The sequence below is a fragment of the Ottowia sp. oral taxon 894 genome (assembly GCF_001262075.1).
Classification (GTDB): Bacteria; Pseudomonadota; Gammaproteobacteria; order Burkholderiales; family Burkholderiaceae_C; genus Ottowia; species Ottowia massiliensis.
On sequence record NZ_CP012073.1, the window covers coordinates 709404 to 731932 of the forward strand.

The 22529-nt window shown below is 59.1% G+C and carries 20 protein-coding genes and 3 pseudogenes; 10 read left to right on the forward strand and 13 right to left on the reverse strand.

Annotated elements, in window-relative coordinates; genetic code table 11:
• Positions 1–41 precede the first annotated feature (41 nt).
• From ADJ79_RS03050 to ADJ79_RS13925, 6 genes and pseudogenes are all read right to left on the reverse strand, one after another.
• Positions 42–1757 carry a DEAD/DEAH box helicase gene (locus tag ADJ79_RS03050; RefSeq protein WP_050714732.1) on the reverse strand — a complete coding sequence of 572 codons (1716 nt, stop codon included), beginning with the start codon at positions 1755–1757 and terminating at the stop codon, positions 42–44.
• 158 nt (positions 1758–1915) lie between these two features.
• The gene (locus tag ADJ79_RS12985) at positions 1916–2473 is read right to left on the reverse strand and encodes a transposase (RefSeq protein WP_371256899.1); all 558 of its coding nucleotides are present in this window, start codon (positions 2471–2473) and stop codon (positions 1916–1918) included.
• A 38-nt stretch (positions 2474–2511) separates the two neighbouring features.
• Positions 2512–2580, reverse strand: a pseudogene (locus ADJ79_RS15675) (hypothetical protein); the annotation flags it as partial.
• A gap of 207 nt (positions 2581–2787) precedes the next feature.
• Positions 2788–3495, reverse strand: coding sequence for a response regulator transcription factor (locus ADJ79_RS03060; protein ID WP_050714733.1), 708 nt, complete (start codon positions 3493–3495; stop codon positions 2788–2790).
• 11 nt (positions 3496–3506) lie between these two features.
• Complete coding sequence (locus ADJ79_RS03065; RefSeq protein WP_050714734.1) at positions 3507–4742, reverse strand: sensor histidine kinase; 1236 nt, start codon at positions 4740–4742, stop codon at positions 3507–3509.
• Positions 4743–4756: 14 nt separating this feature from the next.
• Positions 4757–5464, reverse strand: coding sequence for a hypothetical protein (locus ADJ79_RS13925; RefSeq protein WP_156303994.1), 708 nt, complete (start codon positions 5462–5464; stop codon positions 4757–4759).
• Positions 5465–6237: 773 nt separating this feature from the next.
• Here ADJ79_RS13925 and ADJ79_RS03075 point away from each other — a divergent pair.
• The 4 genes from ADJ79_RS03075 to ADJ79_RS15115 all read left to right on the forward strand — a co-directional run bounded on the left by ADJ79_RS03075 (position 6238) and on the right by ADJ79_RS15115 (position 9876).
• Positions 6238–6897, forward strand: coding sequence for a site-2 protease family protein (locus tag ADJ79_RS03075; RefSeq protein ID WP_050714736.1), 660 nt, complete (start codon positions 6238–6240; stop codon positions 6895–6897).
• A gap of 19 nt (positions 6898–6916) precedes the next feature.
• Positions 6917–8236 (forward strand): tryptophan--tRNA ligase, encoded by a 1320-nt coding sequence (locus ADJ79_RS03080; protein ID WP_050714737.1) that lies wholly within the window; start codon positions 6917–6919, stop codon positions 8234–8236.
• 274 nt (positions 8237–8510) lie between these two features.
• Positions 8511–9239, forward strand: coding sequence for a ribonuclease PH (gene rph, locus ADJ79_RS03085; protein ID WP_050714738.1), 729 nt, complete (start codon positions 8511–8513; stop codon positions 9237–9239).
• Between the two features lie 394 nt (positions 9240–9633).
• Complete coding sequence (locus ADJ79_RS15115) at positions 9634–9876, forward strand: hypothetical protein (protein WP_156303995.1); 243 nt, start codon at positions 9634–9636, stop codon at positions 9874–9876.
• A gap of 69 nt (positions 9877–9945) precedes the next feature.
• Here the strand turns inward: ADJ79_RS15115 and ADJ79_RS15120 are convergent, their stop codons facing one another.
• A complete protein-coding gene (locus ADJ79_RS15120) occupies positions 9946–10254 on the reverse strand; it encodes a hypothetical protein (RefSeq protein WP_216597146.1) in 309 nt (102 codons plus the stop codon).
• Here ADJ79_RS15120 and ADJ79_RS15125 point away from each other — a divergent pair.
• The 4 genes from ADJ79_RS15125 to ADJ79_RS12995 all read left to right on the forward strand — a co-directional run bounded on the left by ADJ79_RS15125 (position 10243) and on the right by ADJ79_RS12995 (position 12065).
• Positions 10243–10809 (forward strand): hypothetical protein, encoded by a 567-nt coding sequence (locus ADJ79_RS15125; protein ID WP_216597147.1) that lies wholly within the window; start codon positions 10243–10245, stop codon positions 10807–10809. The genes ADJ79_RS15120 and ADJ79_RS15125 overlap by 12 nt on opposite strands.
• A gap of 57 nt (positions 10810–10866) precedes the next feature.
• A complete protein-coding gene (locus ADJ79_RS15130; protein WP_216597148.1) occupies positions 10867–11058 on the forward strand; it encodes a hypothetical protein in 192 nt (63 codons plus the stop codon).
• Between the two features lie 99 nt (positions 11059–11157).
• The gene (locus ADJ79_RS15135; protein WP_216597149.1) at positions 11158–11439 is read left to right on the forward strand and encodes a hypothetical protein; all 282 of its coding nucleotides are present in this window, start codon (positions 11158–11160) and stop codon (positions 11437–11439) included.
• Positions 11440–11636: 197 nt separating this feature from the next.
• Positions 11637–12065: a TIR domain-containing protein gene (locus ADJ79_RS12995; RefSeq protein WP_216597150.1), complete on the forward strand. Its 429-nt coding sequence runs from the start codon at positions 11637–11639 to the stop codon at positions 12063–12065.
• Positions 12066–12248: 183 nt separating this feature from the next.
• Here the strand turns inward: ADJ79_RS12995 and ADJ79_RS13000 are convergent.
• Positions 12249–12930, reverse strand: a pseudogene (locus tag ADJ79_RS13000) (IS1595 family transposase).
• Between the two features lie 378 nt (positions 12931–13308).
• Here ADJ79_RS13000 and ADJ79_RS13005 point away from each other — a divergent pair.
• Positions 13309–14172, forward strand: coding sequence for a DUF4231 domain-containing protein (locus ADJ79_RS13005; RefSeq protein WP_082202858.1), 864 nt, complete (start codon positions 13309–13311; stop codon positions 14170–14172).
• 145 nt (positions 14173–14317) lie between these two features.
• Positions 14318–14437 (forward strand): annotated as a pseudogene (gene cas5 / locus ADJ79_RS13010) (CRISPR-associated protein Cas5); the annotation flags it as partial.
• Positions 14438–15069: 632 nt separating this feature from the next.
• Here the strand turns inward: cas5 and ADJ79_RS03095 are convergent.
• The 5 genes from ADJ79_RS03095 to ADJ79_RS03120 all read right to left on the reverse strand — a co-directional run bounded on the left by ADJ79_RS03095 (position 15070) and on the right by ADJ79_RS03120 (position 22094).
• Positions 15070–15438 carry an integration host factor subunit beta gene (locus tag ADJ79_RS03095; protein WP_256381506.1) on the reverse strand — a complete coding sequence of 123 codons (369 nt, stop codon included), beginning with the start codon at positions 15436–15438 and terminating at the stop codon, positions 15070–15072.
• Between the two features lie 42 nt (positions 15439–15480).
• Positions 15481–17160, reverse strand: coding sequence for a 30S ribosomal protein S1 (rpsA, locus tag ADJ79_RS03100; RefSeq protein WP_050714740.1), 1680 nt, complete (start codon positions 17158–17160; stop codon positions 15481–15483).
• Between the two features lie 150 nt (positions 17161–17310).
• Positions 17311–19320, reverse strand: coding sequence for a bifunctional 3-phosphoshikimate 1-carboxyvinyltransferase/cytidylate kinase (locus ADJ79_RS03110; RefSeq protein WP_050714742.1), 2010 nt, complete (start codon positions 19318–19320; stop codon positions 17311–17313).
• Positions 19321–19461: 141 nt separating this feature from the next.
• Entirely contained in the window at positions 19462–21180 is a 1719-nt protein-coding gene (gene lnt / locus ADJ79_RS03115; RefSeq protein WP_050714743.1) for an apolipoprotein N-acyltransferase, read from the reverse strand.
• Positions 21177–22094, reverse strand: coding sequence for an HlyC/CorC family transporter (locus tag ADJ79_RS03120; RefSeq protein WP_050714744.1), 918 nt, complete (start codon positions 22092–22094; stop codon positions 21177–21179). The genes lnt and ADJ79_RS03120 overlap by 4 nt, the downstream gene beginning before the upstream one ends.
• Positions 22095–22529 lie beyond the last annotated feature (435 nt).

Here is a 22529-nt window from a genome sequence, read left to right on the forward strand (position 1 = left end):
CAGATTTTGAGCAGTTTCTCAGTACACAGCCTGGACCGTTATCAGCGGTAGCCCTTGAAGCCGTCGCCGCCGTCACGGCGCTTTTTGCCACGGCTCATCATGTCGATACTGGTGCGCATGGGGTCGGGCTGGCCGGGCGCACCGTGGCTGGGGCCATTGTTGTTGCGGCGGCCGTGCAGATTGGTCTGAAGGGGGTTGATGTGGCGCGGCAGGCGGTCGTCGTCATCGTCGCTGTCGCGCGCGGGGCGATCCGCCTTGGGGCGCGGCTGGGCGCTGCGGCTTTCGCCGCTGCGGCGGTTGCGATTGCGGTAGCGGTTGCGGCTTTTGCCAGGCGCAGGCTTGCCTGCGGCTGCTGGCGCTGCGGCCTGTTCGCCGGAGTTTTCCGCGCCCTCGGCTGGGCTGGCGTCTTCGGCTGCTTTGGCAGCGAAGGATTGGGCCGGCTTGGCCGCAGATTTGCGCTGGGCCAGGGCGGCCTTGTTGTCACGGATGCGCTGCATCATTTCTTGCCGCGCAGCGCGGGCGGCGGCTTGCATGACTTCGCGGCCGGGGGGCTTGCCCAGGCCGCCCCAGAGGGTTTGGCGGCCCATGGCAATGGGTTCGGCTTTTTCGCCTTCTTCAGGGCCGAAGCCTTCAAGAATTTGCACCGGAATCTGCTGGCGGGTGAATTTCTCGATTTCGTGCATGAAGCCTTCTTCGTCCATGCACACCAGGCTGGCGGCTTCGCCGCTGGCGCCTGCGCGGCCCGTGCGGCCTATGCGGTGCACGTAGTCTTCGGGCACGTTGGGGATTTCGTAATTGACGACGTGCGGCAGCTCGTCAATATCAATGCCGCGCGCGGCAATGTCGGTGGCGACCAGGGCGCGCAGTTCGCCGCTTTTGAAATCGGCCAGCGCCTGGGTGCGCGCGCTTTGACTCTTGTTGCCGTGCAGGGCCATGGCCTTGATGCCGTGTTTCGTCAGGTATTCGGCCACGTGGTTGGCACCGTATTTGGTGCGGGTGAATACCAGCACCTGGCTCCAGTTGTTTTGGCTGATGAGGTGGGCCAGCACTTCTTTTTTGCGCGCGCGGCCCACAGGGTAGATGACCTGGCGGATGCGTTCAACCGTGGTGTTGGGCGGGGTGACCTGGATGCTGAGCGGGTTTTTGAGCAGGCTGGCCGCCAGGGCGCGGATGTCATCGCTGAAGGTGGCGGAAAACAGCAAGCTCTGTTTTTGCTCGGGCAGCAGGGCCAGGACTTTTTTCACGTCGTGAATGAAGCCCATGTCCAGCATGCGGTCGGCTTCGTCCAGCACCAGAATTTCAACGGCGGACAAATCGACATGCCCTTGCCCCGCCAGATCCAGCAGGCGGCCCGGCGTGGCCACGAGAATGTCGATGCCTTTTTTGATGCGCTCGATCTGCGGGTTCATGCCCACGCCGCCAAAAATGACGGCGGATTTGAGCTTGAGATGCTTGCCGTAAGCGCGCACGGATTCCTCAACCTGCGCGGCCAGCTCCCGCGTGGGGGCCAGCACCAGGGCGCGGATGGGCCGGGGCGCGCCTTTGGCTGGCGCGGTGGCCGATTCGGACAGGCGATGCAGCATGGGCAGCGTAAAGCCTGCGGTTTTGCCCGTGCCGGTTTGCGCGCCAGCGAGCAAATCGTGCCCCGCCAGCACGGCGGGAATGGCTTGTTCCTGAATGGGAGTAGGGGCGGTGTAGCCCTGTTCTTGCACGGCCTGCACAATGGCCGGCGCCAGTTTCAGATCTTCAAAGTTCATTCTGAAAGCGGAGCGCCCCGCTTTTTTGAAAAGGGCGCATCACGAACCAGCCCAATCTGCCGGGCCATCATGTGTATTGACGAGAACGGCAGGCCAGTTGAGAGCCGGTTGGTTGGTCAAATAGGCAAAGGCGGGCCATTCCTGATCAGCCCGCAGCCTCAGCAGACTGCTGTCCTGCGGCAAACTGGTGGGCCGTAAAGGAAAGAGTGATTATTGCACGAAAAGCGTTTTTGATAGGTCGTGTCATCAATCAGGCGAGCTATACGGATGGCGCCCAGGAAGTTGCGAGCCGTCTTGTCATAACGCGTGGCGATGGCCCGGCACTGTTTGAGCTTGGCAAAGAAGTTTTCGATCAGATGGCGTGCTTGGTAAAGATGCAGGTCGTAGTCCCGAGTCGCCTTCTTGCAGCCGCATGAGGCAATGACAACGCCTTTGCCTTGGGCCGGCAGCAGCTCGAGCACTAGAGCTTGGGCGTCATAGCCCTTGTCGGCGATCACGGTTTCGGCCGCTGTTTGAGCCAAGAGCACGTCGGCTCCTTCGAGGCCGTGCGCCTGCCTTGGCATTTGGCGCTCAGCCCGCCGCAGCTGCGTCCGATGACTTGCGGTGCCTCCCTTTCTGCCACAGCACCGTGCTGGTGCACTCGCACGATGGCCGCGCCGATCATCGTGTACTCGTTGCCGGCCTGCTGCGCCAGGGCTTCGAAGACCCGTTGCCATACACCGCTATGGCTCCAGCGACTGTGGCTCAGGTGCACCACCCGGAAGTCTGCGAAACGTGCCGGCAGATCGCGCCAGGGGATACCGGCCCGGTAGCGGCACGGCATCGACAAACAAGCGGTTGTCCTGTGCTCCTGGCTGGCCGGCACGGCCGGGCAGCCAATCCTTGATGCGCTCCCACTGATCGTCGCGCAACGCGTATCTTCTGGTCATGGCCCCTCTTCTGGGCTCTCGCCCGCAGGCTTCAGGCTCGGCTCTTGATGATTGATGACAAGCCCTAACAGGGTTTGTGTATATCGGCTCCTGATAGAGCTTCAGAGAGCGCGACGTGCCAGCACCATGCGCGTGAGATGAACTACGGAAGTAGCTTGCATCTTGCTCATGATGTGGGAGCGGTGCTGCTCAATGGTTTTGATGCTGACATTCAGCTTGCGGGCAATAAGCTTGCTGGTCTGGCCTTCCAGAACGTTTTGCATGACTTCCGCCTCGCGCGGAGTGAGCGATGCCAGGCGGCGCTCGAATTCCGGACAAGGCGCAGGTTCTGGAGCTGACACAGAAGCAGAAGCCGCAGGAGACAAAGAGGTGCGGTTAAAGGCGCGCGCGAGAGCGACTTCCAGTGCGTTTTCCTGGAAGGGTTTTTCCAAAAAAGTGACGGCACCTTTTTCCATGGCCTGCACGGCCAGGGGAACGTCACCGTGGCCTGTCATGTAAATGACGGGCAAGGAAGGCCGCGCCAAGGGACCGGATATCTGGCGTTCGATAAGGATGTCGTGCACTTGCAGGCCACTCATGACGGGCATGCGAACGTCAAGCAGGAGGCAGGCCCGTTCGCGCGCAGGAGCATCAAGCGAAGCAAGGGCTTGCAAAGCCGGTTCTGCATCCTGGAAGTCATGTACGTGATAGCCCAAGCCGATGAGCCACCATTTGGCCGTCGCACAAAAATCGGCGCAGTCATCAAGCACGTAGATAGTGCGGCCTATGGCATATGGGGCGGCCTGCGTGGGAAAGACAAGCGAAGACATCAGAGACCTTCCTAAAGTGCGGTCGGTGCAGACGCTTCATCTTCCGTGCGACTGAGGGGCAATGCAACGTGAAAAGTGCAACCGCCTTCAACGTTGCGGCTGAACCATAGGCGGCCATGATGCAACTCAATCAAGCTGCGGCAAATGTTCAGGCCAATGCCCAGCCCTGTGGGCTTGGTGGAAGCAAAAGGCATGAACAGACGAGCAGCTGCTTCATCGCCCATACCGCAGCCAGTATCAGCGATGGCAATTTCCACATTGCCAGCGCTTTCATCCATACGGCTGCTGATTTGCAGTCGGCGCTGACCCGCAGGGGTTTCCTGCATGGCATCAATGGCGTTGCGCAGCAGGTTGACGAGCACCTGCTGAAGCATGACGCCATCACCCTGCACCTGTGCATTTTGATGGTGCAGCTGAATGCGCAGTTCGATGGCGTAGCGCTTGAGTTCCCAATCCAGCAGAGTCAGGCTTCCATCCAGTAGGGTGTGCAGATTTACAGGCTCGTTCCGGGGTTGGCGCGATTGGGTGAATTCGCGCACGCGGCTGATGATGCTGGAGGCGTATTGCATTTGATCCAACGCCAGCTGCACGCCCTGCTCCAGCATCGACAGCAAGGCAGCGTTAGACGGTTGAACTGCGACAGCTGCCATGCGCGCCTTGAGGCCGCGCAGCACGTTGGTGACAGCACCCAGAGGTTGGTTCAACTCGTGCGCCAAGGTAGTGGCCATTTCGCCTACAGCCACGTTGCGTGAAGTGAAAAGCAGGCGTTCGCGATCTTCTAAATGACGGCGTGTGGCGCTATCGCTGCTTTCCACAACTGATAAGTCCGCCGTTTCAGATGTCAGTTTTGTCAGGCGCAGCGCAGCCCCGCCAGCATGTGATGGCAACGGACGCAAGCTGGCCAGCCAGCGCGGCGAGGAGGAAGGCAAGACAGCAGCGCAGCCTTTTTCACCCTGATGTTCAGTCGGGAGCAGCAGCGCCACCGTGCCTTGCCAGCCACCTGCCGCCAGCGCTTGCTCGCTGTCGACCGGAGCGCCATGCAGCTGTGCTAGCACGTCATTCAACGTTTGGCGCCTGTCTTTCCGGGAGAGCGCCAGCCAATCCGTGAAAAGCGGAGAGCACCATTGCAAACGAGCGGGTTCGCCCGTAAAAAGGGCAACGGCCTCATCCTCAAAAACCAGCCAGGCTTGCTGGCCCAAGCGGGCCGCCTGGGCAGGGGTTGCGGGGCGGGTGGCAGACAAGGTCATGCGTGAATTGGAAATCAGGCTTCCTCTTCAGATCCCAAGTCTTCCTCCAGGCGGCCGCCACACTGACTCAGCTGCTGACGCAGACGTCCAATATGCGGCTGTAACTGCTGGCGCAGGCTGGCGCTGGCATGCAGGCGCACCTGCCATTCACCTGCGCCCGACTGAGTCAGCCGCAAGCCCAGAGCACCAGAAGTGGCACCAGCCAAAGGCAACTGCAACTGCCATTGCTGTCCCTGTCCATTAATAGCCATAGACTGCACCGCTCCCTGATGCTGCTGCAATAGCGCGGGAGAAGACGGCGTAATGGACTGCGCCGTAATGGCTTGCTGCTGCGTGGCAACCACCGGCGCGCCCGCGCCTGTCATAGCCTCTCCAGCGGAGACAGCTGTTACTTCACCTCGAAATGTTTGCAAGCCTGATAAAGGAGCTTGTGACAGCGTTGAAGGCAACTTCTCAGCCCAAGGCAGGGGAGCAGGAGCCGGCTGATCAGAAAGCTGCGCACCAGAAGAGCCTATCTCTTCATCTTCCACGCCGGGATGCAGTCGTGCTCTCAACAAGGCTTCATCAAAATCACGCTGCATTTTGGGACTGACGCGGCTAGATGCATGGGCGCTGCGGACATCATGAACATTTTGGGCATCACAAGAGTTGCGAGCGTCAGCGGAAGCGGAAGCGGAGCAAGATGCGGATTGGGCAGAGGAAGTAGTGGCGGTAGCGCTCATGGCGAGCCTCTCTCAAACGACAGTGCGTGCACTAATTGACGTAAAAGCCGGTTATAGCAACGGTCAAGCAATGTGAAGCTGCAAGGGTACAGCGGTTGGTCGTAGGAAGCACATGAGATTGTTATGTATATGTAACTTTAAGCATCGAAATGCGAACAAACCGCTACAAGGATGATGACGATGCGCCGTAGCCTTAGCAAAAAGCATTGAGAATGACCCATTCACTGTTTACCGCTTTCTTTGCAATTGCAAGCAACAGCTCCAAGGAAAGCTGCGCGCCAGACCCCACACTTTTTGTGTACACGGACAGACTTCGAACAGGTTCTGAAAGCACAAACTGGGCAGATTCACGTCCTTGTTTCAATAGCATCTTGCGCTTGTTTCTTAGGCGGCAGACTCTTTTTCACTCCTCTATTCTCGCTCCTCTTCCAAGAGCAACTCTGCGCCTGCCGCCCGGCGAAATTCAGCATCTACAAATAAGCCACACACGAATTTAGGCGAGAGTTTCTACACGGGCTGAACGATAAAAACAGTAATGCCAAACCAGCCTGTTCCAAGGCAGCAGCTTTCCCTGCCGCATACACGCTGGCGATGAAGCCGCCAGTGTCATGCAATTCGGCTGTTTTACTCAAGCGCGCCTGTTTCAGCCGTCCGGCACAAAAAACGGCCGCCCGAACTTGAAGCAGGCGATGCGGGCCACATCTGCGGTGCACCGCAGATGTGGCGGACGAGCAGCCTGTTTTCTTTATATCTGTTTGAGACAATTCTTTGCTGTGGACATCAACCAATTAATACAAGTTATTGCCGCTGGCGCGCTGCCCGTGCTGTTCGCCATTACAGTGCATGAGGCGGCACATGGCTATGCGGCGCGCCACTTTGGCGACCACACGGCCGCCATGATGGGGCGGCTTACGCTCAATCCGCTCAAGCACATTGACCTCTTTGGCACTGTGCTCATGCCGCTGCTGTTGTATTTCGCGACCAGCGGCGCTTTCGTTTTTGGCTATGCCAGGCCCGTGCCGGTCATCGCTCGCAATCTGCGCAATCCCAAAACAGACATGGCTTGGGTTGCACTGGCCGGGCCTGCGTCCAATTTCGTCATGGCGTTGCTGTGGGCCGCCATGCTGTTGGGCTTGCGTGCAGGGAGCGTAATGGAGCCGTTTCTTGTGCTCATGGCCCAGATCGGCATGACCACCAACGTGGCTTTACTGGCGCTGAACTTGTTTCCGCTACCGCCGCTTGATGGCGGGCGCGTGCTAGCCGGGGCGCTGCCACCGCAGGCCGCACTGACGCTGGCGCGTGTGGAGCCTTTCGGCTTTTTCATCGTGATGGGACTGATCTTGATGGATGTGCTCGACTGGCTCTGGATGCGGCCCATCATGGGCGCAACTTACTGGTTGATTGAGATGCTGCTATCGCCTTTTTTCCGCTGAACCGAACACCTGTCGAATCATGACTCCCGCCTCACACACTCCCACCCGCATTCTCACTGGCATTACCACCACGGGCACGCCGCACCTGGGCAACTACGTGGGCGCCATCCGCCCCGCCATCCATGCCAGCCGCCAGGCGGATACGCAAAGCTTTTACTTTCTGGCCGACTACCACGCGCTCATCAAATGCGATGAGCCTGCGCGCATTCAGCGCAGTACGCTGGAAATTGCCGCCTGCTGGCTGGCCGCCGGGCTGGACGCGGAGCAAGTGACTTTCTATCGCCAAAGCGATATCCCTGAAATCCCGGAGCTGTGCTGGCTGCTGACCTGTGTGACGGGCAAAGGCCTGCTCAACCGCGCTCATGCCTACAAGGCCGCGCAAGACCAGAACGAGGCCGCAGGCCGCGAGCTGGACGACGGCGTAACGGCGGGCCTGTTCATGTACCCCGTGCTGATGGCTGCCGACATCCTTATGTTCAGCGCCCGCAAGGTGCCCGTGGGGCGCGATCAGATCCAGCACATTGAAATGGCGCGCGACATTGCCGCCAGCTTCAATCACCTCTACGGCGAGCACCTCACCGCGCCTGAAGCCATGGTTGATGAGCACGTGGCCCTGCTGCCCGGTCTGGATGGCCGCAAGATGAGCAAGAGCTACAACAACACCATCCCCCTCTTTGCCCCGCAGGAAGAACTGCGCAAGGCCATCATGGGCATCGTCACCGACTCGCGCGCGCCCGGCCAGGCCAAGTCCACAGAAGATTCAGCCATCTTCGCGCTCTACCGCGCCTTTGCCACACCCGCCGAAACCAAGGCTTTCGCCAAGGCTTTCGCCAGCGGCATTGCCTGGGGCGACGCCAAGCAGCAGCTATTCGAACGCATCAATGCCGAAATCGCCCCCATGCGCGCGCGCTACCAGCACCTGATGGCGCACCCTGAAGAAGTAGAAGCCGCCTTGCAAGCAGGGGCCGCCAAAGCCCGCGCGCAGGCCACCCCCTTCATGCACACCCTGCGCCGCGCCGTGGGCCTGGCCTCGCTAGACATGACTGTGTCCACGCTGCCCGACAAGCCGGCTCCCGCCGCAACCGCCCTGCCGCAATTCAAGCAGTACCGTGAAGCAGACGGACTGTTTTATTTCAAGCTCACTGGCGCAGGCGGCCGCGTGCTGCTGCAAAGCCGCAGCTTCATCGCGCCCCGCAAAGCAGGGCAAGCCGTGCGCCGCCTGCAAACCGAAGGCGCGGCCGCACTGCCTTCACTGCATGCTTCGCTAGAGCCTGTGGAAGATGAAGCCGCGTTGCTTCAAGCCTTGGCCGCTCTCCAGGCAGCGGCAGCGGCAAAGTAAAAGCATCCGTACTTGAAAACAGGGCATCAACTCATAGGCTCATGCGCTGAAAACACGCATTCAGAAACGCGGCTGAACAACAAGCCGCAACGCCAGGCGGCACCGGTGCAGGCAGCAGCCGCATGGCGGCCTGATGAGAAAAGGCGCAAAACTCCTTTTCACCTTCTTCATTTCAGCGTCCCTGATGCCCTTATCTCCCTAATGCAAAACAGGCAAAACGGCTGAAAAAGCCGCCCCTCGCGCAGCTCCATCCACCTTCGCAGACCTTCCTGCCATGAACACCCCGCCCATCCGTCAGAACCGCCCCCTCAACGCCCTGCGCCCCGTGCGCATCACCCGCCGCTACACCCGCTACGCCGAAGGCTCCGTCCTGATTGAAATGGGGCACACCCAGGTTCTGTGCACCGCCTCCATTGAAGAAAAAATTCCCGTCCACAAACGCGGCAGCGGCGAAGGCTGGGTCACCGCCGAATACGGCATGCTCCCCCGCGCCACCCACACCCGGGGTGAGCGCGAAGCTGCTAAGGGCAAGCAAAGCGGCCGCACCCAGGAAATCCAGCGCCTCATCGGCCGCGCCCTGCGCGCCGTCTTCGACCTCAAAGCGCTGGGCGAGCGCACCTTGCGCCTGGACTGCGACGTGCTCCAGGCCGACGGCGGCACCCGCTGCGCCAGCATCACCGGCGCCTTCATCGCCGCGCACGACGCTGCCGCCTGGCTGCTGGAACGCGGCCTCATCGCCGCCAGCCCCATCCGCCAATCAGTGGCCGCTGTCTCCGTGGGCATCGTCGGCGGCCAGCCCAGACTGGATCTCGACTACGCTGAAGACTCCGCCTGCGACACCGACATGAACGTCATCATGACCGCCGACGGCCGCTACGTCGAAATCCAGGGCGCCGCCGAAGGCGCCCCCTTCACACGATCCGAAATGGACGCCCTCCTCGCTCTCGCCGCCCAAGGCGTCGCCGAACTCACCGCACTCCAGCAACAGGCGCTGGTCGAGTGAACGCCAGCAAGCAGGCGTCCCTCGCCGGGGCGAACCAAAAAGAAGAGCAAATCTAATAGGCACAAAACGGCATTTGCGCCCGTTTCACTAGGACGTCATGCTATGAATAAGAGAGCTAATAAATAGCGCTCAAGCGCTGTCAGCCACTGCCGCGCATAGGGAAATTCATCATGCAGGCCATGTCAGCACACAGGCATCTCTGATACAGCGCGGCGCCTCTATTCCGTTCATTCAGCAGCCCACGGCCAACCGGCAAACCATGCAAAGCCACGTACTCCGTGTTGGCGAAATGACGGGAAATTTGCCGAAATTTTCGGGGCAAGAGAAATAGCCTCTTGCACGGGGCAACTGCGTGACCTGGGTAAATACACGCCTGAATTTGATGAGCGGCTGCATGATGGCGCCCAACCAATCGATCACGCCGCCGCCGGTGCAAAAATCGCTTTCGAACGCTGGGGAAAAAACGCCATCAGCAAGCTGGCGGCAGGAAATCAGCTTGCCTGAAACCTTGCGCGCACCGCCACTTAAAGCCGATGCCCACCATCCTTATTTTCCTACGCATTTTTTACCCGAATACTCTATTTTTGCTCGGCTGATGCCGATTACCTCGCCACAAAAGCCTTTTACTCAAGTCTAGAAAACAAGGCAGTTGAACGCGGTGACCATCCTGATCTAAACGCCCTACAACAAAATTTCAATCAATTCATCAACGCTTTCGGACGACGTATCGCCCAAGCCCCGCAACAAACCGAAGCCGAAAAACGCAACGCCGTCTTAAACCGCCTGTGTAGCGAAATTCCCGATCATTGCCGTCAATCAAGCCGCACAACCGCAAGGACTGTTTACGCTCACCGTCCTTGCCTGCAGCGGCAAAACCTTCACTTCCATGGCGTTCGCGCTGGAACACGCTAAACGGCACGATATGCGACGCGTGATTTACGTCATTTCGTTCACCGGCATCATCGAATAAAACGCCGCCAAGTTCCGTAAAGCTTTTGGCGAATTGGGTGAACAAGCCGTGTTGGAACACCACAGAGCCTTCGACGACGGCAAACTGCAAGGCGAAGCCACCAAAGACAAACTGCGCCTTGCTTCGGAAAACTGGAACGCGCCGATCGTCGTTACCACCGCCGTGCAATTCTTTGAACCCTTTTTTGCCAGCATCTTCCCGCGCTGCCGCAAACTGCACAACATCGCAGGCCCCGTCATTATTTTCGACGAAGCGCAAATGCTGCCGCTCAATTTTGCGCTGCCCCTCATGCAAGCCATCAAAGAATTGGCGCAGAACTACCGCTGTTCTGTCGTCATGTGCACCGCCACCCAGCCTGCCGTGCAAGCCGAAAACGGCTTCTATCGAGGCTTTGAAAATGTTCGCAAAATAGCCCTAAAACCGACCGCACTTTTCGACAAACTGCGCCGCACCACCGAGCAACACATCGGCACGCAAACCGATGCCGACCTGCTCGCCCAACTCGGCGAACACCCGCAAATGCTCGCCATCGTCACAACCGCTGCCATGCCCGCAGCCTGTACGACCAAGCCAAACACCTTGACGGCACGTTCCACCTGACTGCCTTAATGCGCGCCAAACACCGCAGTCAGCAGTTCGACGACATCCGATAGCCGTTTGAAAAACGGCGAACCCTGCCGTGTTATCGTCACCTCTCTCATCGAAGCCAGTGTTGATGTGGATTTTCCGCTGATGATGTGCGTCGAAGCAGGCTTGGATAGCGTCGCTCAAGCCGTCGGACGTTGCAACCGCGAAGGCAAAAGGCCGTCTGAAAACAGCTTTGGTATGGATATTCGCGCCCGAAGATAAATGGAAAGCTCCGCCCGAACTCGCCACCCAAGCCGCCGCCCCTTTTAAAGAGCTTTACGACCTAGAAGGCGAAGAACTGGATCACAACAAATCCTGCAAATGTACCGCAACGCCGGACGAAACCTAGATTTCCCATTCCAAACCATCGCCGATAATTTCTGTATAATCGAGGGGCATACGCGGCAGCTCATCATTCCGTTCCATGATGAGGCTGGACGCTTCATCGACATTCCGCGCCACGCCGACCACATTGGCGGGCTGCTACGCGAACTGCATCCCTACACCGTCCAAATCCTCGAAAAAGCTCTCGCCGCTTTGTATAAAGCAGGGCGTATTGAACCGATTAACGAAAAAACTTTGGCAAGAAGTTTTATATGCTGATTGGGTTGGATTTGTATGATGGAGTGGCGGGGGTGAGTTGGGAGGATACGGAATTTTGAAGAGAGAGTTTGGTGTTTTGAGGTCAGTTCTTAATTTAACTTCTTTAGAAGTTGATTTTGATAGGTGCGAGATTAATGTATCGGCAAAGTTATTAGAGTTGCTTGGATAGATGGTAGCTAAACAGCAATAGATAATTAATGGAGAAAATGATTATGGTCAAGGTGTATAGTGTTTTTGTTAGTCATTCTTGGGATCATTCGGATGACCTTATTAATCTTCATAGCCTGTTAAATAAACGAGGGTATTTTTACCATGATTCACAAGAGGTTACTAAAGATAACCCTATAAATTCTAAGAATGAAATTTATATTAAGCGACGATTGAGAGAGTTAATAAGAAATTCAAATATTCTTCTTGCTCTTGCCGGGATCTATGCAAGCCATAGTGAATGGATGAGTTGGGAAATAGAAACGGCAAAAGAGTTAGGCATCCCTATTGTGGGAATCATTCCTCGTGGACAAGAACGAATTTCTAAGGTTGTTTCTGATAATTCAATTGAAGATATTCATTGGAATACTGAATCAATTATTCAAGCCATTCGCAATTACGCTAAATGGCAGGAGTAACAAATGGGTTTACCTAGAACATTTGTTGGTTTCGGTAGCAAAGATATTCATTATTATCGGCTTATGTGTGCCTGGAAAGAGCATGAAAATATAGATTTTAATTTTGTTAATTGCCAGTTATCTCGGGAGATTAGTTCTGAAGATGAAGCATATATTAAAAAGGGGGCTTAGAAAGCAAACGCTTCACAGAGGCTCATTCCTGAGCAATTCAAGCAGTGTCTTGTAGAGATCAAGATGACGGTGATTGAAACGCAACTCAGACTCCTTGAGATGCAACGCGAACTTGTCACGTCGCACGCCATGAAACTGCGCCAGCCGATGTTTGGCATGGCTCCAAAAAGACTCGATGCCGTTAACGTGTGTCTACAGCCCTTGACGAATTCGTTGCTGCCGTGATTGACCCGAAAGTGCTTGTCCAAACCCAAATCAACCAACCTGTCGCAGCCTCACCAACCGTCGGTGTGGATGATGCTGTTGGGATCCAACTTTGCCCCGAATAATGGCTTGCAGCGTGGCTTTGGAGGCATCGGCAATGATCTCGGTAAGACACAGTCGCCTTGCTTGAGCAGACCAAAGACGATGGTTTTGCCACCCGCGCCACGCCCACGTTTGCCCCGGATACGCTGGGGGCCGAAAGAGGACTCATCGGCCTCAAGCTCGCCTGAGAAAGGAGACTGAGCGGCGCACTGCCGAGCCAAGCGGACACGCATACGCTGGTGTACAGCGCATTGACCGAGCGCACGGACAAGCCACATAGCTGCGCGGCATCCGTAGCGGTCAAGTCCATGGCAAACAGGCGCAAAAGATATCGAAACCTGGCTTCACTGATTTTTGAATGACGGCTGGACCTGTTTTTGCTTGGCATTTCGGGAAGTTGGCGTGCGTTGAACACATGCTTGCTTCCTAAGCCCCTAAAAAGAAATATAGAGATCGCATCAATATGGCCGGAACTTTTATTTCTTTAATTGGGCAAGATGCAAACCTAATATAAGTATGTACGTTGGGAATTAGAAGTAGCCTTGGGAAAAGCTGCCGGATCATCGGCGTCAATCTTGACGGCTCTCGTTATATGAATCCAAATACTTATCCTAAAATCATTCAGGATGTTGGTGCTATCTTTGCACTATTTTCACCCCAAATTATCGCTTATGCTTTAGATAATTATCAAATACATGATAATGGAAATTGATGCTACAAGGATTTTGTATATCAAGAGTTAGGCTATGAAATTTAGGAAGTATCAATGAAAGAACAAGATTTTCCTGCTTTGTACCGTTCGGCGGATAAGTTATCGTTGGATTCACAAAAGCATTTTTTTCGCATATTGAAGGTTCATTTAGTTGTACTTGTCGCGGCGGCTGTTTTGTCGGCTATTAACATTACTGATAAATGGGTATATGTTTTGCAGTTATTGGTTCTTATAGCTGCATTAGGTTGTTCTGTTTATCTATGCGGAGTTAGACCAGATCGTTATTGGTATGCAGGTCGGGCGGTTGTCGAGTCAGTAAAAACCATTACTTGGCGCTATGTTTGTAGAGCAGAACCTTTCCAAACTGAAGATGCGATAGCTAAGAATAATTTTAAACAATCATTAAAAACAATTCTTGACCAAAATCATGATGTTTGTAGTAAATTGACAGATTATTCTAATCAAGAGCAATTCACAAGTATGATGCAAGAAATGCGATCTTCGTCTCTAGATAATCGTAAAAACAATTACTGTGAGAAGAGAATAAGAGATCAGAGGGATTGGTATGCCAAAAAAGCTTTTTTTAATAAGAAAAGGGCAAATTATTTTTTCTGTGGCTTAATTGTTGCCAATTCCATTGGAGTGGTACTTGCGATACTAAAAGCTGTTGAAATCAACCCTATCTATTTACCCGTAGATGTGTTTATTGCACTAGCGGCAAGTATTTTAAGCTGGATGCAAGCGAAACGATTTACCGAACTATCTGCTTCATATGCTCTTGCTGCTCATGAAATAGGATTTATTAATGAGCAATTAGCAACAATAGATAGTGAAGATGATTTTTCCAAATTTGTAGGAGATGCCGAAAATGCTTTTAGCCGTGAGCATACACAATGGGCTGCAAGAAGAGATGTTTAAAATTGAAGTTATTGATTAAATTAACCAATATCGTCTGAAGGCTTTTTACACTTAACCGTGCGTGGATTGAAACTAAAGTGGTTAGATTAGTCAGCTAATCCGCCCCTTCTTTGTGAAGGGGCGTGTGTACAAAAAGGAGAACCAAATCAACCAAACTCGCCTACACATTTAGGGCGATCACGCCTGTTTTACACGGCCGGAGATGAAGGTGGAGCGGGTGTCTTATGATGTCATTACGCCGTCGGCTGCGCGCGAGATTTTGGCGGGCAAAGTCGGCAAGGCTGATGAGATACGAGAGCGTTGTTGTTTATTTGCTGATTAGGCGTTGGTATTGCTGATCGCCATTGCGAACCAGTGCTTTGCAGTGCGATTTTCTATTTTTCTTGCCTGTATAAAATCAAAGCCATCAATGACGGCGAGTTTAGACAAGGATTTGGGCGAAATTATTTCCAGGCTTCCGGAAATCTTTCTTCGTCATTTAAACAAGGCCGCTGTATCATTGGTTATTACCATTAAAAACTAAGCTATTTCTACCGCCGACGTTAGCGCGACATGGTGCATTCAGCCCGCATCCAAAAACAGGGGAAGTCAGGGCGTTGCAGACCAATCTGTTCATGCGCCTTGAACGCTTGCGGGCCATCTTGCCAATGGCGGCGATGCGTGCGGGTATGGCAATGTTCAACTGGAACGCACGTGATCAAACGCCATGAGCGGCGCATGGCTCCAGGGTACTAACAAGCGCTGGAGAAGAGGACTTTGGCCCAACTGCCCAACTGGGCAGAGGCAGATGAGGTCAGCGTGTGACACCCAGCTGAATGCAGCCGTCAAGATTGCCTGCATTCGGCGCTTGGTTAAGTGCTTGGCTTGATTTGAAGGCGGGTTTTGAAAACCCGGCAATCAGGAGCGGCTGGCATCCACTGCGTCGCGCAGAGCTTTGCCGGGCTTGAAGTGGGGCACCCGGCGTTCGGGAATGGCAACGCTCTGACCAGTGCGGGGGTTGCGGCCCAGGCGCGGGTTGCGGCGCGTCACGCCAAAGCTGCCAAAGCCGCGGATTTCGATGCGCTGGCCCTGTTCCAGGGCATCGCTCATGGCTTGCAGCAAGGCGCGAGCGGCGGCATCCGCGTCTTTCTGGGTGAGCCGGGGAAAGCGCTCGGCCAGCAGTTCAACAAGATCGGAGCGGGTCATGGTGGCGTTTTTCTGGTTGTTGTTGGCGGCATGTCTGAATGGAAAACCGCCGCCTGGGCAGCTGCCACGCCCGGAGGGCACGGCGGCGCCAGCAGGCGGCGGCGGGGCAGCGGTCCGGGCTGGTCAGGACTTGTCGCTGTCGAGCTTGGCGCGCAGCAGGGCGCCCAGGCTGGTGGTGCCGGCGTGGCCTGCGTCCTGGTTCAGGCTGGCCAGGGCTTCCTGCTGGTCGGCCGCGTCCTTGGCCTTGACGGACAGCTGGATGCTGCGATTCTTGCGGTCGATGTTGGTCACCACGGCGGTGACTTCGTCGCCCACTTTCAGCACGGTGGTGGCGTCGTCCACGCGGTCGCGGCTGATTTCGCTGGCGCGCAAGTAGCCGGTCACGTCTTCGCCCAGTTCGATTTCAGCGCCCTTGGCGTCCACGCTCTTGACCTTGCCGGTGACGGTCTGGCCTTTTTCGTTCACGGAAACGAAGGTGGTGAAGGGGTCCTGGTCAAGCTGCTTGATGCCCAGGGAGATGCGCTCGCGCTCCACGTCCACGGCCAGCACGATGGCTTCCACTTCCTGGCCTTTCTTGTAGTTGCGCACGGCGGTTTCGCCCGGCTCGTTCCAGGAAAGGTCGGACAGGTGCACAAGACCATCAATGCCGGAAGACAAGCCAACGAACACGCCAAAGTCGGTGATGGACTTGACAGGGCCTTTGACACGGTCGCCGCGCTTGGTGTTCTGCGCGAATTCCTGCCAGGGGTTGGGCTTGCACTGCTTCATGCCCAGGCTGATGCGGCGCTTGTCTTCGTCGATTTCAAGCACCATGACTTCGGCTTCTTCGCCCAGGCTGACCACCTTGCCGGGCGCCACGTTCTTGTTGGTCCAGTCCATTTCGGAGACGTGAACCAGGCCCTCGATGCCCGGCTCCAGCTCCACGAACGCGCCGTAGTCGGCAATGTTGGTCACGCGGCCAAACATGCGGGTGCCGGCGGGGTAGCGGCGCGCCACGCCCAGCCACGGGTCGTCGCCCATTTGCTTGATGCCCAGCGAGACGCGGTTTTTCTCGGTGTCGAACTTGAGAATCTTGGCGGTGATTTCCTGGCCGGCCTGCACCACTTCGCTGGGGTGGCGCACGCGGCGCCAGGCCATGTCGGTGATGTGCAGCAGGCCGTCAATGCCGCCCAGGTCAACGAACGCGCCGTATTCGGTGATGTTCTTGACCACGCCTTGCACGATGGCGCCTTCCTTCAGGGTTTCGAGCAGCTTGGCACGGTCTTCGCCCATGCTGGCTTCCACCACGGCGCGGCGGCTGAGCACCACGTTGTTGCGTTTGCGGTCGAGCTTGATGACCTTGAACTCCATCGTCTTGTTTTCATACGGAGTGAGGTCCTTGGTGGGGCGCGTGTCAATCAGCGAGCCGGGCAGGAAGGCGCGGATGCCATTGACCATGACGGTAAGGCCGCCCTTGACCTTGCCCGTGGTGGTGCCGGTGACGAAGTCGCCCGATTCAAGCGCCTGTTCCAGCGCCAGCCAGGAGGCCAGGCGCTTGGCGGTGTCGCGGCTGAGGATGGTGTCGCCATAGCCGTTTTCGATGGAACCGATGGCTACCGAGACGAAATCGCCCGGCTGCACTTCAACTTCGCCCTGGTCGTTCTTGAATTCGTCAATGGGCACGTAGGCCTCTGACTTCAAACCGGCGTTCACGACCACGAAGTTGTGCTCCACGCGCACGACTTCGGCGGTGATGACTTCGCCAGAGCGCATTTCGGTGCGCTGGAGCGACTCTTCAAACAGGGCGGCAAAAGATTCAGACATTAAAGATGCTTTCTTGGACGCGGCAGCGCTGGAAAAAAGCGCGCTGCGTCCGGGTTTGCGGGCTGGCCCGCAAGAGGTTGAGGTTGAAAAAAACCGCCAGCGCCTTGCAGCGCCAGCGGAGCTTGCGGCGGCCTTGCCGGCCTTGCGGGGCTAGAAAGGCTGCCTGTCCTGCCACCAGTCCAGCACCTGCTGCACCGATTGCTCAATGCTCAAGCAGGAGTTGTCCAGCGCCAGGGCGTCTTGCGCGGCTTTGAGCGGCGCGGCGGCGCGGGAAGCATCCCGCGCGTCGCGCGCCTGAAGGTCGTCGCGAAGGCGGGCGATGTTAGCCGAAATTCCCTTTGCGGCCAATTGCTTGTAGCGGCGCTCGGCCCGCGTTTCGGTGCTGGCCGTGAGAAAAACTTTCAGCGGCGCATCGGCAAACACCACCGTGCCCATGTCGCGCCCGTCGGCCACCAGCCCCGGCAAGCGGGCCATGCCGCGCTGCAAGTTAAGCAAGGCGGCGCGCACGGCAGGCAGCGGCGCCAGGGCCGAGGCATCCATGCCCGTTTGCTCGCTGCGCAGGGCTTCGCTCACATCGCGCCCGTCCAGCCAAACGCGGCCCGCTTCAAAGCGCAAAGGCAGCGCAGCGGCCAGGCGGGCCAGCGCCGCCTCGTCATCCAGCGCCACGCCGGCCTGGCGCGCGGCCAGCGCCGTGGCGCGATACAGCGCGCCAGAGTCCAGGTAATGCCAGCCCAGCCGCGCCGCCAGCGCCGCCGCCAGCGTGCCCTTGCCGGAAGCCGTGGGGCCGTCTATGCAAATCACGGGCACGGCGCGTGCGGGCCGCGCGGCGGCAAACAGCGTTTCGAAATAGTCCGGAAACGTCTTGGCCACGCACTTCGGGTCTTGCACGCGCACGGGCAGCGCGGCCGGGTTGAAAGCCGCCAGGCTCGCGCACATGGCCATGCGGTGATCGTCGTAAGTGCAAATGCTCGCCGCGCGCCAGCCGCCCGCCAGCGCCGGGGGCGTGATGCGGATGAAATCGGCCCCCTCCTCCACCGCCGCGCCCAGCTTGCGCAGCTGGGCCGTCATGGCGGCAATGCGGTCGGTTTCCTTCACGCGCCAGCTCGCAATGTTGCGCAGCGTGCTGGGGCCATCGGCATACAGCGCCATCATGGCCAGCGTCATCGCCGCATCGGGAATGTGGTTGCAGTCCAGATCAACCGCCTTCAGCGGCCAGGCCCCGCGCCGTGCGCGCAGCCAGCCGCTGCCGCCCTGCACATCCGCGCCCATCAGGCGGGCCGCCTCCACAAAGCGAATGTCGCCCTGCACCGCATCCAGCCCCAGCCCTTCAATCACAAGGCCCTCGCCGCCCTCCGGCGCCGACAGCGCCCCCGCCGCAATGAAATAACTGGCCGAAGACGCATCTGCCTCCACCCACACCTCGCCCGGCGACTGATAGCGGCTGCCCTTGGGAATGACAAAACGCTCCCACCCCTGCCGCTGCACCGCCACGCCAAAGCGCTCCAGCAGCGCCAGCGTGATGTGGATGTAAGGCCGCGAAATCAGCTCGCCCTCCACCTGCACCGTCACCTCGCGCTCACGCGCGGCCAGCGGCAGCGCCAACAGCAGCGCCGTCAGAAACTGGCTGGAAACATCGCCGCGCACCCGCACCGGCGCATCCAGCGCCAGCGGCGGCACGCCCGCCGCTTCGGCAATGCGCAGCGGCGGAAAACCCGGCTGCCCCAGCTCCTCAATGCGGCAGCCCAGCCGCCGCAGCGCCGCCACCAAATCGCCAATGGGCCGCTCGTGCATGCGCGCCACGCCCGACAGCTCATGCTCGCCGCCCAGCAGCGCCAGCGCCGCCGTCAGCGGCCGCATCGCCGTGCCCGCGTTCCCCAGAAAAAGCCGCGTAGGCGACGCCGGCGCGCGCCCGCCCAGCCCCTCAATCAGCACCTCATCAGCCCGGTCATCGGCGCGGCGCACGCCGCAGCCCATCTGCGCCAGCGCCTGCAACATCACCCGCGTATCGTCGCTATCGAGCAGGCCGCGCACCCGCGTCGCGCCCTCGCTCAAGGCCGCCAGCAGCAGCACGCGGTTGGAAATGCTCTTGGAGCCAGGCAGCCGCACCCGCCCCTGCACGGCGCGCAGGGCGGGGACATCCAGAAATTCAGTGGTGAACATGGTTTTCGCGCAGGGGCCGGGCGCTACGCCCTGGCCGGAAGCAGGCTCTTTTCAATCCAAAAAAGGAGCAAATTCAGGGGGCATGAAAGTGTGCCTTGCGCACTTTCCACTAGGACATCACGCTATGAATTCAGGAGCGAATCAGCGCCCATGCCGCTTGCGCCAGCTGGCGCACAGCAGCGCCAGCGCCGCGCAGGCGGCCCACAGGGGCCACAAGCGCCACCGGGCCGTCCAGACGGCGTAAGGGGTGAGGTGGGTGTGGCCCTCGAATTCGCCCGTGAGCACGCCGCGCGTGGTGCGCGGCTGCAGGTGCGTGACCTGGCCGTGCGCGTTGATGATGGCGGTGGCGCCCGTGTTGGTGGCGCGCAGCATGGGGCGCTCGAATTCGCGCGCGCGCATGCGGCTGATGGCCAGGTGCTGGTCGATGGCCACGCCGTCGCCAAACCAGCCGATGTTGCTCAGGTTCACAAAGGCGGTGGGCGCGGCTGCCGGGTCGCCAAAGCGGGCGGCCAGCTCTTCGCCAAACAAGTCTTCGTAGCAGATGTTGGGCGCCAGGCGCTGCGCTTGCCAGGCGAAAGAGGGCTGCGCCAGCGCGCCCCGGTTGAAGTCGCCCAGCGGAATGTTCATCAGCTGCACGAACCACTTGAACAGCGGCGGAATGAATTCGCCAAAGGGCACCAGGTGGTGCTTGTCATAGCGGTAGGCCGCGCTTTGGCCGGGCGCCAGGCCCATGACGGAGTTGGTGTAGCCCTCGCTGGCGTTGCCCAGCGGCACGCCGATGAGGGCGGCTTGCGCGCTCTGGCCTTCGCGCGCTGCGCCGTAGCGCCGCAGCAGGCCCTGCCAGTAGCCGTCGGGCAGCTGCTGCGGCAGCACGGGAATGGCGGTTTCGGGCGCGATGACCAGGGTGGCGCGGGCCTCGCGCAGCTCTTGCCCGTACCAGCGCAGCGCGTCAATCACGCCCGTGCCGGGCACGAACTTTTCATCTTGCGGAATGTTGCCTTGCAGCAGCGCCACCTGCATGGGCGGCAGGGGGTTGGCCGTGGCGGTTTGCGATTCCTGGTTGAGCCACCACGTCCACGACACCAGCCCCAGCACCAGCAGGGCCACTTGCGTGGCTTCTTCGCCGTCGTGCTTTTGCATGGCATACAGGGCGATGAAGGCCATGAGCCAGGCGGCCACGAAGCCAATGCCATACACGCCCACCCAGCGCGCCAGCGGCGCAAAAGGCCCGTCCACATGCGCATAGCCGCCCGCGCCCCACGGAAAGCCCGTCAGCAGCGTGCCGCGCGCCAGCTCCGCCAGCGTCCACAGCGCGGCAAACAGCAGCGCCGCGCGCAGCGCCTTGATGCGCGGCGGCGCGCCTGGCGCGTTGTCATCCTCTTTCTCGCGCTCTTTCTCGTGCGCAAGGGGCATGCAGGCCACGAACAGGCCCGCCGCCACGGCGTAATACAGCGCCAGAAAACCCGCCAGCGCCAGCACCGCCAGCACCGCCAGCGGCGCGGCCAGCCCGCCGTAGGTGTGCATGGAAATGAACAGCCACCAGAACGTGCCCGTCAGCCAGCCCAGCGCGAACAGCCAGCCCAGCGCAAAGCCCGCGCCAAAGCGCACGGCCGGGCGGGCGCCAGCGGGCGGCTGCGCCATGCGCGCCGTCATGCGGTTGGTGGCCTGCCGCGGGGCCTGCACGGCCAGGCGCAGCGCCACGCGCGCCAGCAGCGCCGCCAGCGCCCCCAGGCCCAGCATTTGCAGCCACCAGTGGGGCTGGCCGCCCAGCGGATCGGCCAGCGCCACGGCTTGCGTCAGCCCGGCCAGCACGGCCAGACCGCCAGAAAGCGCCCACGCGCGGGGAGAAAAAGCACTCATGACGCCTCATCCTTCAATGCAGGGCGCGCCGGCGGCAGCACGCGAAACCAGCGCACTGCGCCGCCCTTGGTCAGCAGCACGCGCAATTGCAGCCCGCCCAGCGTGCACTGCTCGCCGCGCACGGGCACGCGGCCCATTTCATGCGCCACCAGGCCGCCGATGGTGTCAAAGGCCACGGGCAAGTCTGCGTCCGCCACCGTGCCCAGATGCACGCCAAAGGCCTCGTTCACCTTCTCCAGCGGCGTGTGCCCGGCCACGCGCCAAGTGCCATCGGCCAGCGCGAAGATGTCGCCCGTTTCAGCCTCGCCGTCGAACTCGTCTTCGATTTCGCCCACGATCTGCTCCAGCACGTCTTCAATCGTGATCAGCCCCGCCATGCGGCCAAACTCGTCCACCACGATGGCCATGTGATTGCGGTTGATGCGAAAAGCGCGCAGCAGATCGTTCAGCCCCTTGCTCTCGGGCACGAACATGGCCGGACGCACCAGCGTGCGCACGCTCAGCTCGGGCGCGCGCTGCAATTTGAGCAAGTCCTTGGCCATCAGGATGCCGGTGACGTTCTCGCGCTCGCCCTGATAGACGGGAAAGCGCGAATGCGCCGTGTCAATCACCGTGCGCAGCAGCGCTTCGTAAGGCGCGTCAATGTCGAGCATGTCCATGCGCGGCGTGGGCACCATCACCTCCTTGGCCGTCATCTCCGCCAGGCGCAGCACGCCTTCGAGCATCACGCGGCTGTCAGCGTCAATCAGCTGCTTGTCCTCGGCCTCGGCCAGCGCGTCAATCAGCTCATGCGTCGAATCCACGCCCGGGTTCAGAAATTCAATGAGCCGGCGGAAAAAACTCCGCTTGTCTTCAGAACGCCCTGGGCGCTCATGCGCGCGGGCCGCGTGAGGCGCTGAATGTGGGTCAGGCACGGTGGGTCATGCAGCAGTTGAAACAGAAGGCAAAGGATAGCGGAATTGCCAGACGCGTCAGCGCGAACGCAAACGCCGGATGCTCCCCAAAAAAGCGCCGGACGCAAGCCGCGAAAAACGGCTCCGCTCCCGGAGGCAAAGCATGAAAACCCGGCCTTGGGGGCAGCCGTCTCTGAACCGGTTCTCAGGCTCCGCGCCCGCGCGGCTTCAGCCCTGGCTGGCAAAGCCTTTTTTAGCTCCTTTATCAATAGCATGACGTCCTAGTGGATATTGCGCAGGACGGCATTCCTGCCCCTTTTATTCGCTCCTGTTTTTGATCCAACCCGGCGAAATGGATCCGTCTGGAGGCCCGCTCCGCCCACATCAACCGCGCCCGCGCCTCAAGACGCGGGCGCGGCAATTCAGGAGGAAGCGCAAGGCGGCTTTGAAGTGCGC

Excerpts from the sequence above, each read along its gene's own strand:
- ADJ79_RS12995 (WP_216597150.1), top strand. The coding sequence starts at position 11,637 with ATGGAGAAAATGATTATGGTCAAGGTGTATAGTGTTTTTGTTAGTCAT.
- ADJ79_RS12985 (WP_371256899.1), bottom strand. The coding sequence starts at position 2,473 with ATGGCAACGGGTCTTCGAAGCCCTGGCGCAGCAGGCCGGCAACGAGTA.
- ADJ79_RS03060 (WP_050714733.1), bottom strand. The coding sequence starts at position 3,495 with ATGTCTTCGCTTGTCTTTCCCACGCAGGCCGCCCCATATGCCATAGGC.
- ADJ79_RS03110 (WP_050714742.1), bottom strand. The coding sequence starts at position 19,320 with ATGTTCACCACTGAATTTCTGGATGTCCCCGCCCTGCGCGCCGTGCAG.
- ADJ79_RS13925 (WP_156303994.1), bottom strand. The coding sequence starts at position 5,464 with ATGAGCGCTACCGCCACTACTTCCTCTGCCCAATCCGCATCTTGCTCC.
- ADJ79_RS13005 (WP_082202858.1), top strand. The coding sequence starts at position 13,309 with ATGAAAGAACAAGATTTTCCTGCTTTGTACCGTTCGGCGGATAAGTTA.
- rph (WP_050714738.1), top strand. The coding sequence starts at position 8,511 with ATGAACACCCCGCCCATCCGTCAGAACCGCCCCCTCAACGCCCTGCGC.
- ADJ79_RS15115 (WP_156303995.1), top strand. The coding sequence starts at position 9,634 with ATGATGGCGCCCAACCAATCGATCACGCCGCCGCCGGTGCAAAAATCG.
- ADJ79_RS03065 (WP_050714734.1), bottom strand. The coding sequence starts at position 4,742 with ATGACCTTGTCTGCCACCCGCCCCGCAACCCCTGCCCAGGCGGCCCGC.
- rpsA (WP_050714740.1), bottom strand. The coding sequence starts at position 17,160 with ATGTCTGAATCTTTTGCCGCCCTGTTTGAAGAGTCGCTCCAGCGCACC.
- lnt (WP_050714743.1), bottom strand. The coding sequence starts at position 21,180 with ATGAGTGCTTTTTCTCCCCGCGCGTGGGCGCTTTCTGGCGGTCTGGCC.
- ADJ79_RS15135 (WP_216597149.1), top strand. The coding sequence starts at position 11,158 with ATGTACCGCAACGCCGGACGAAACCTAGATTTCCCATTCCAAACCATC.
- ADJ79_RS03080 (WP_050714737.1), top strand. The coding sequence starts at position 6,917 with ATGACTCCCGCCTCACACACTCCCACCCGCATTCTCACTGGCATTACC.
- ADJ79_RS03050 (WP_050714732.1), bottom strand. The coding sequence starts at position 1,757 with ATGAACTTTGAAGATCTGAAACTGGCGCCGGCCATTGTGCAGGCCGTG.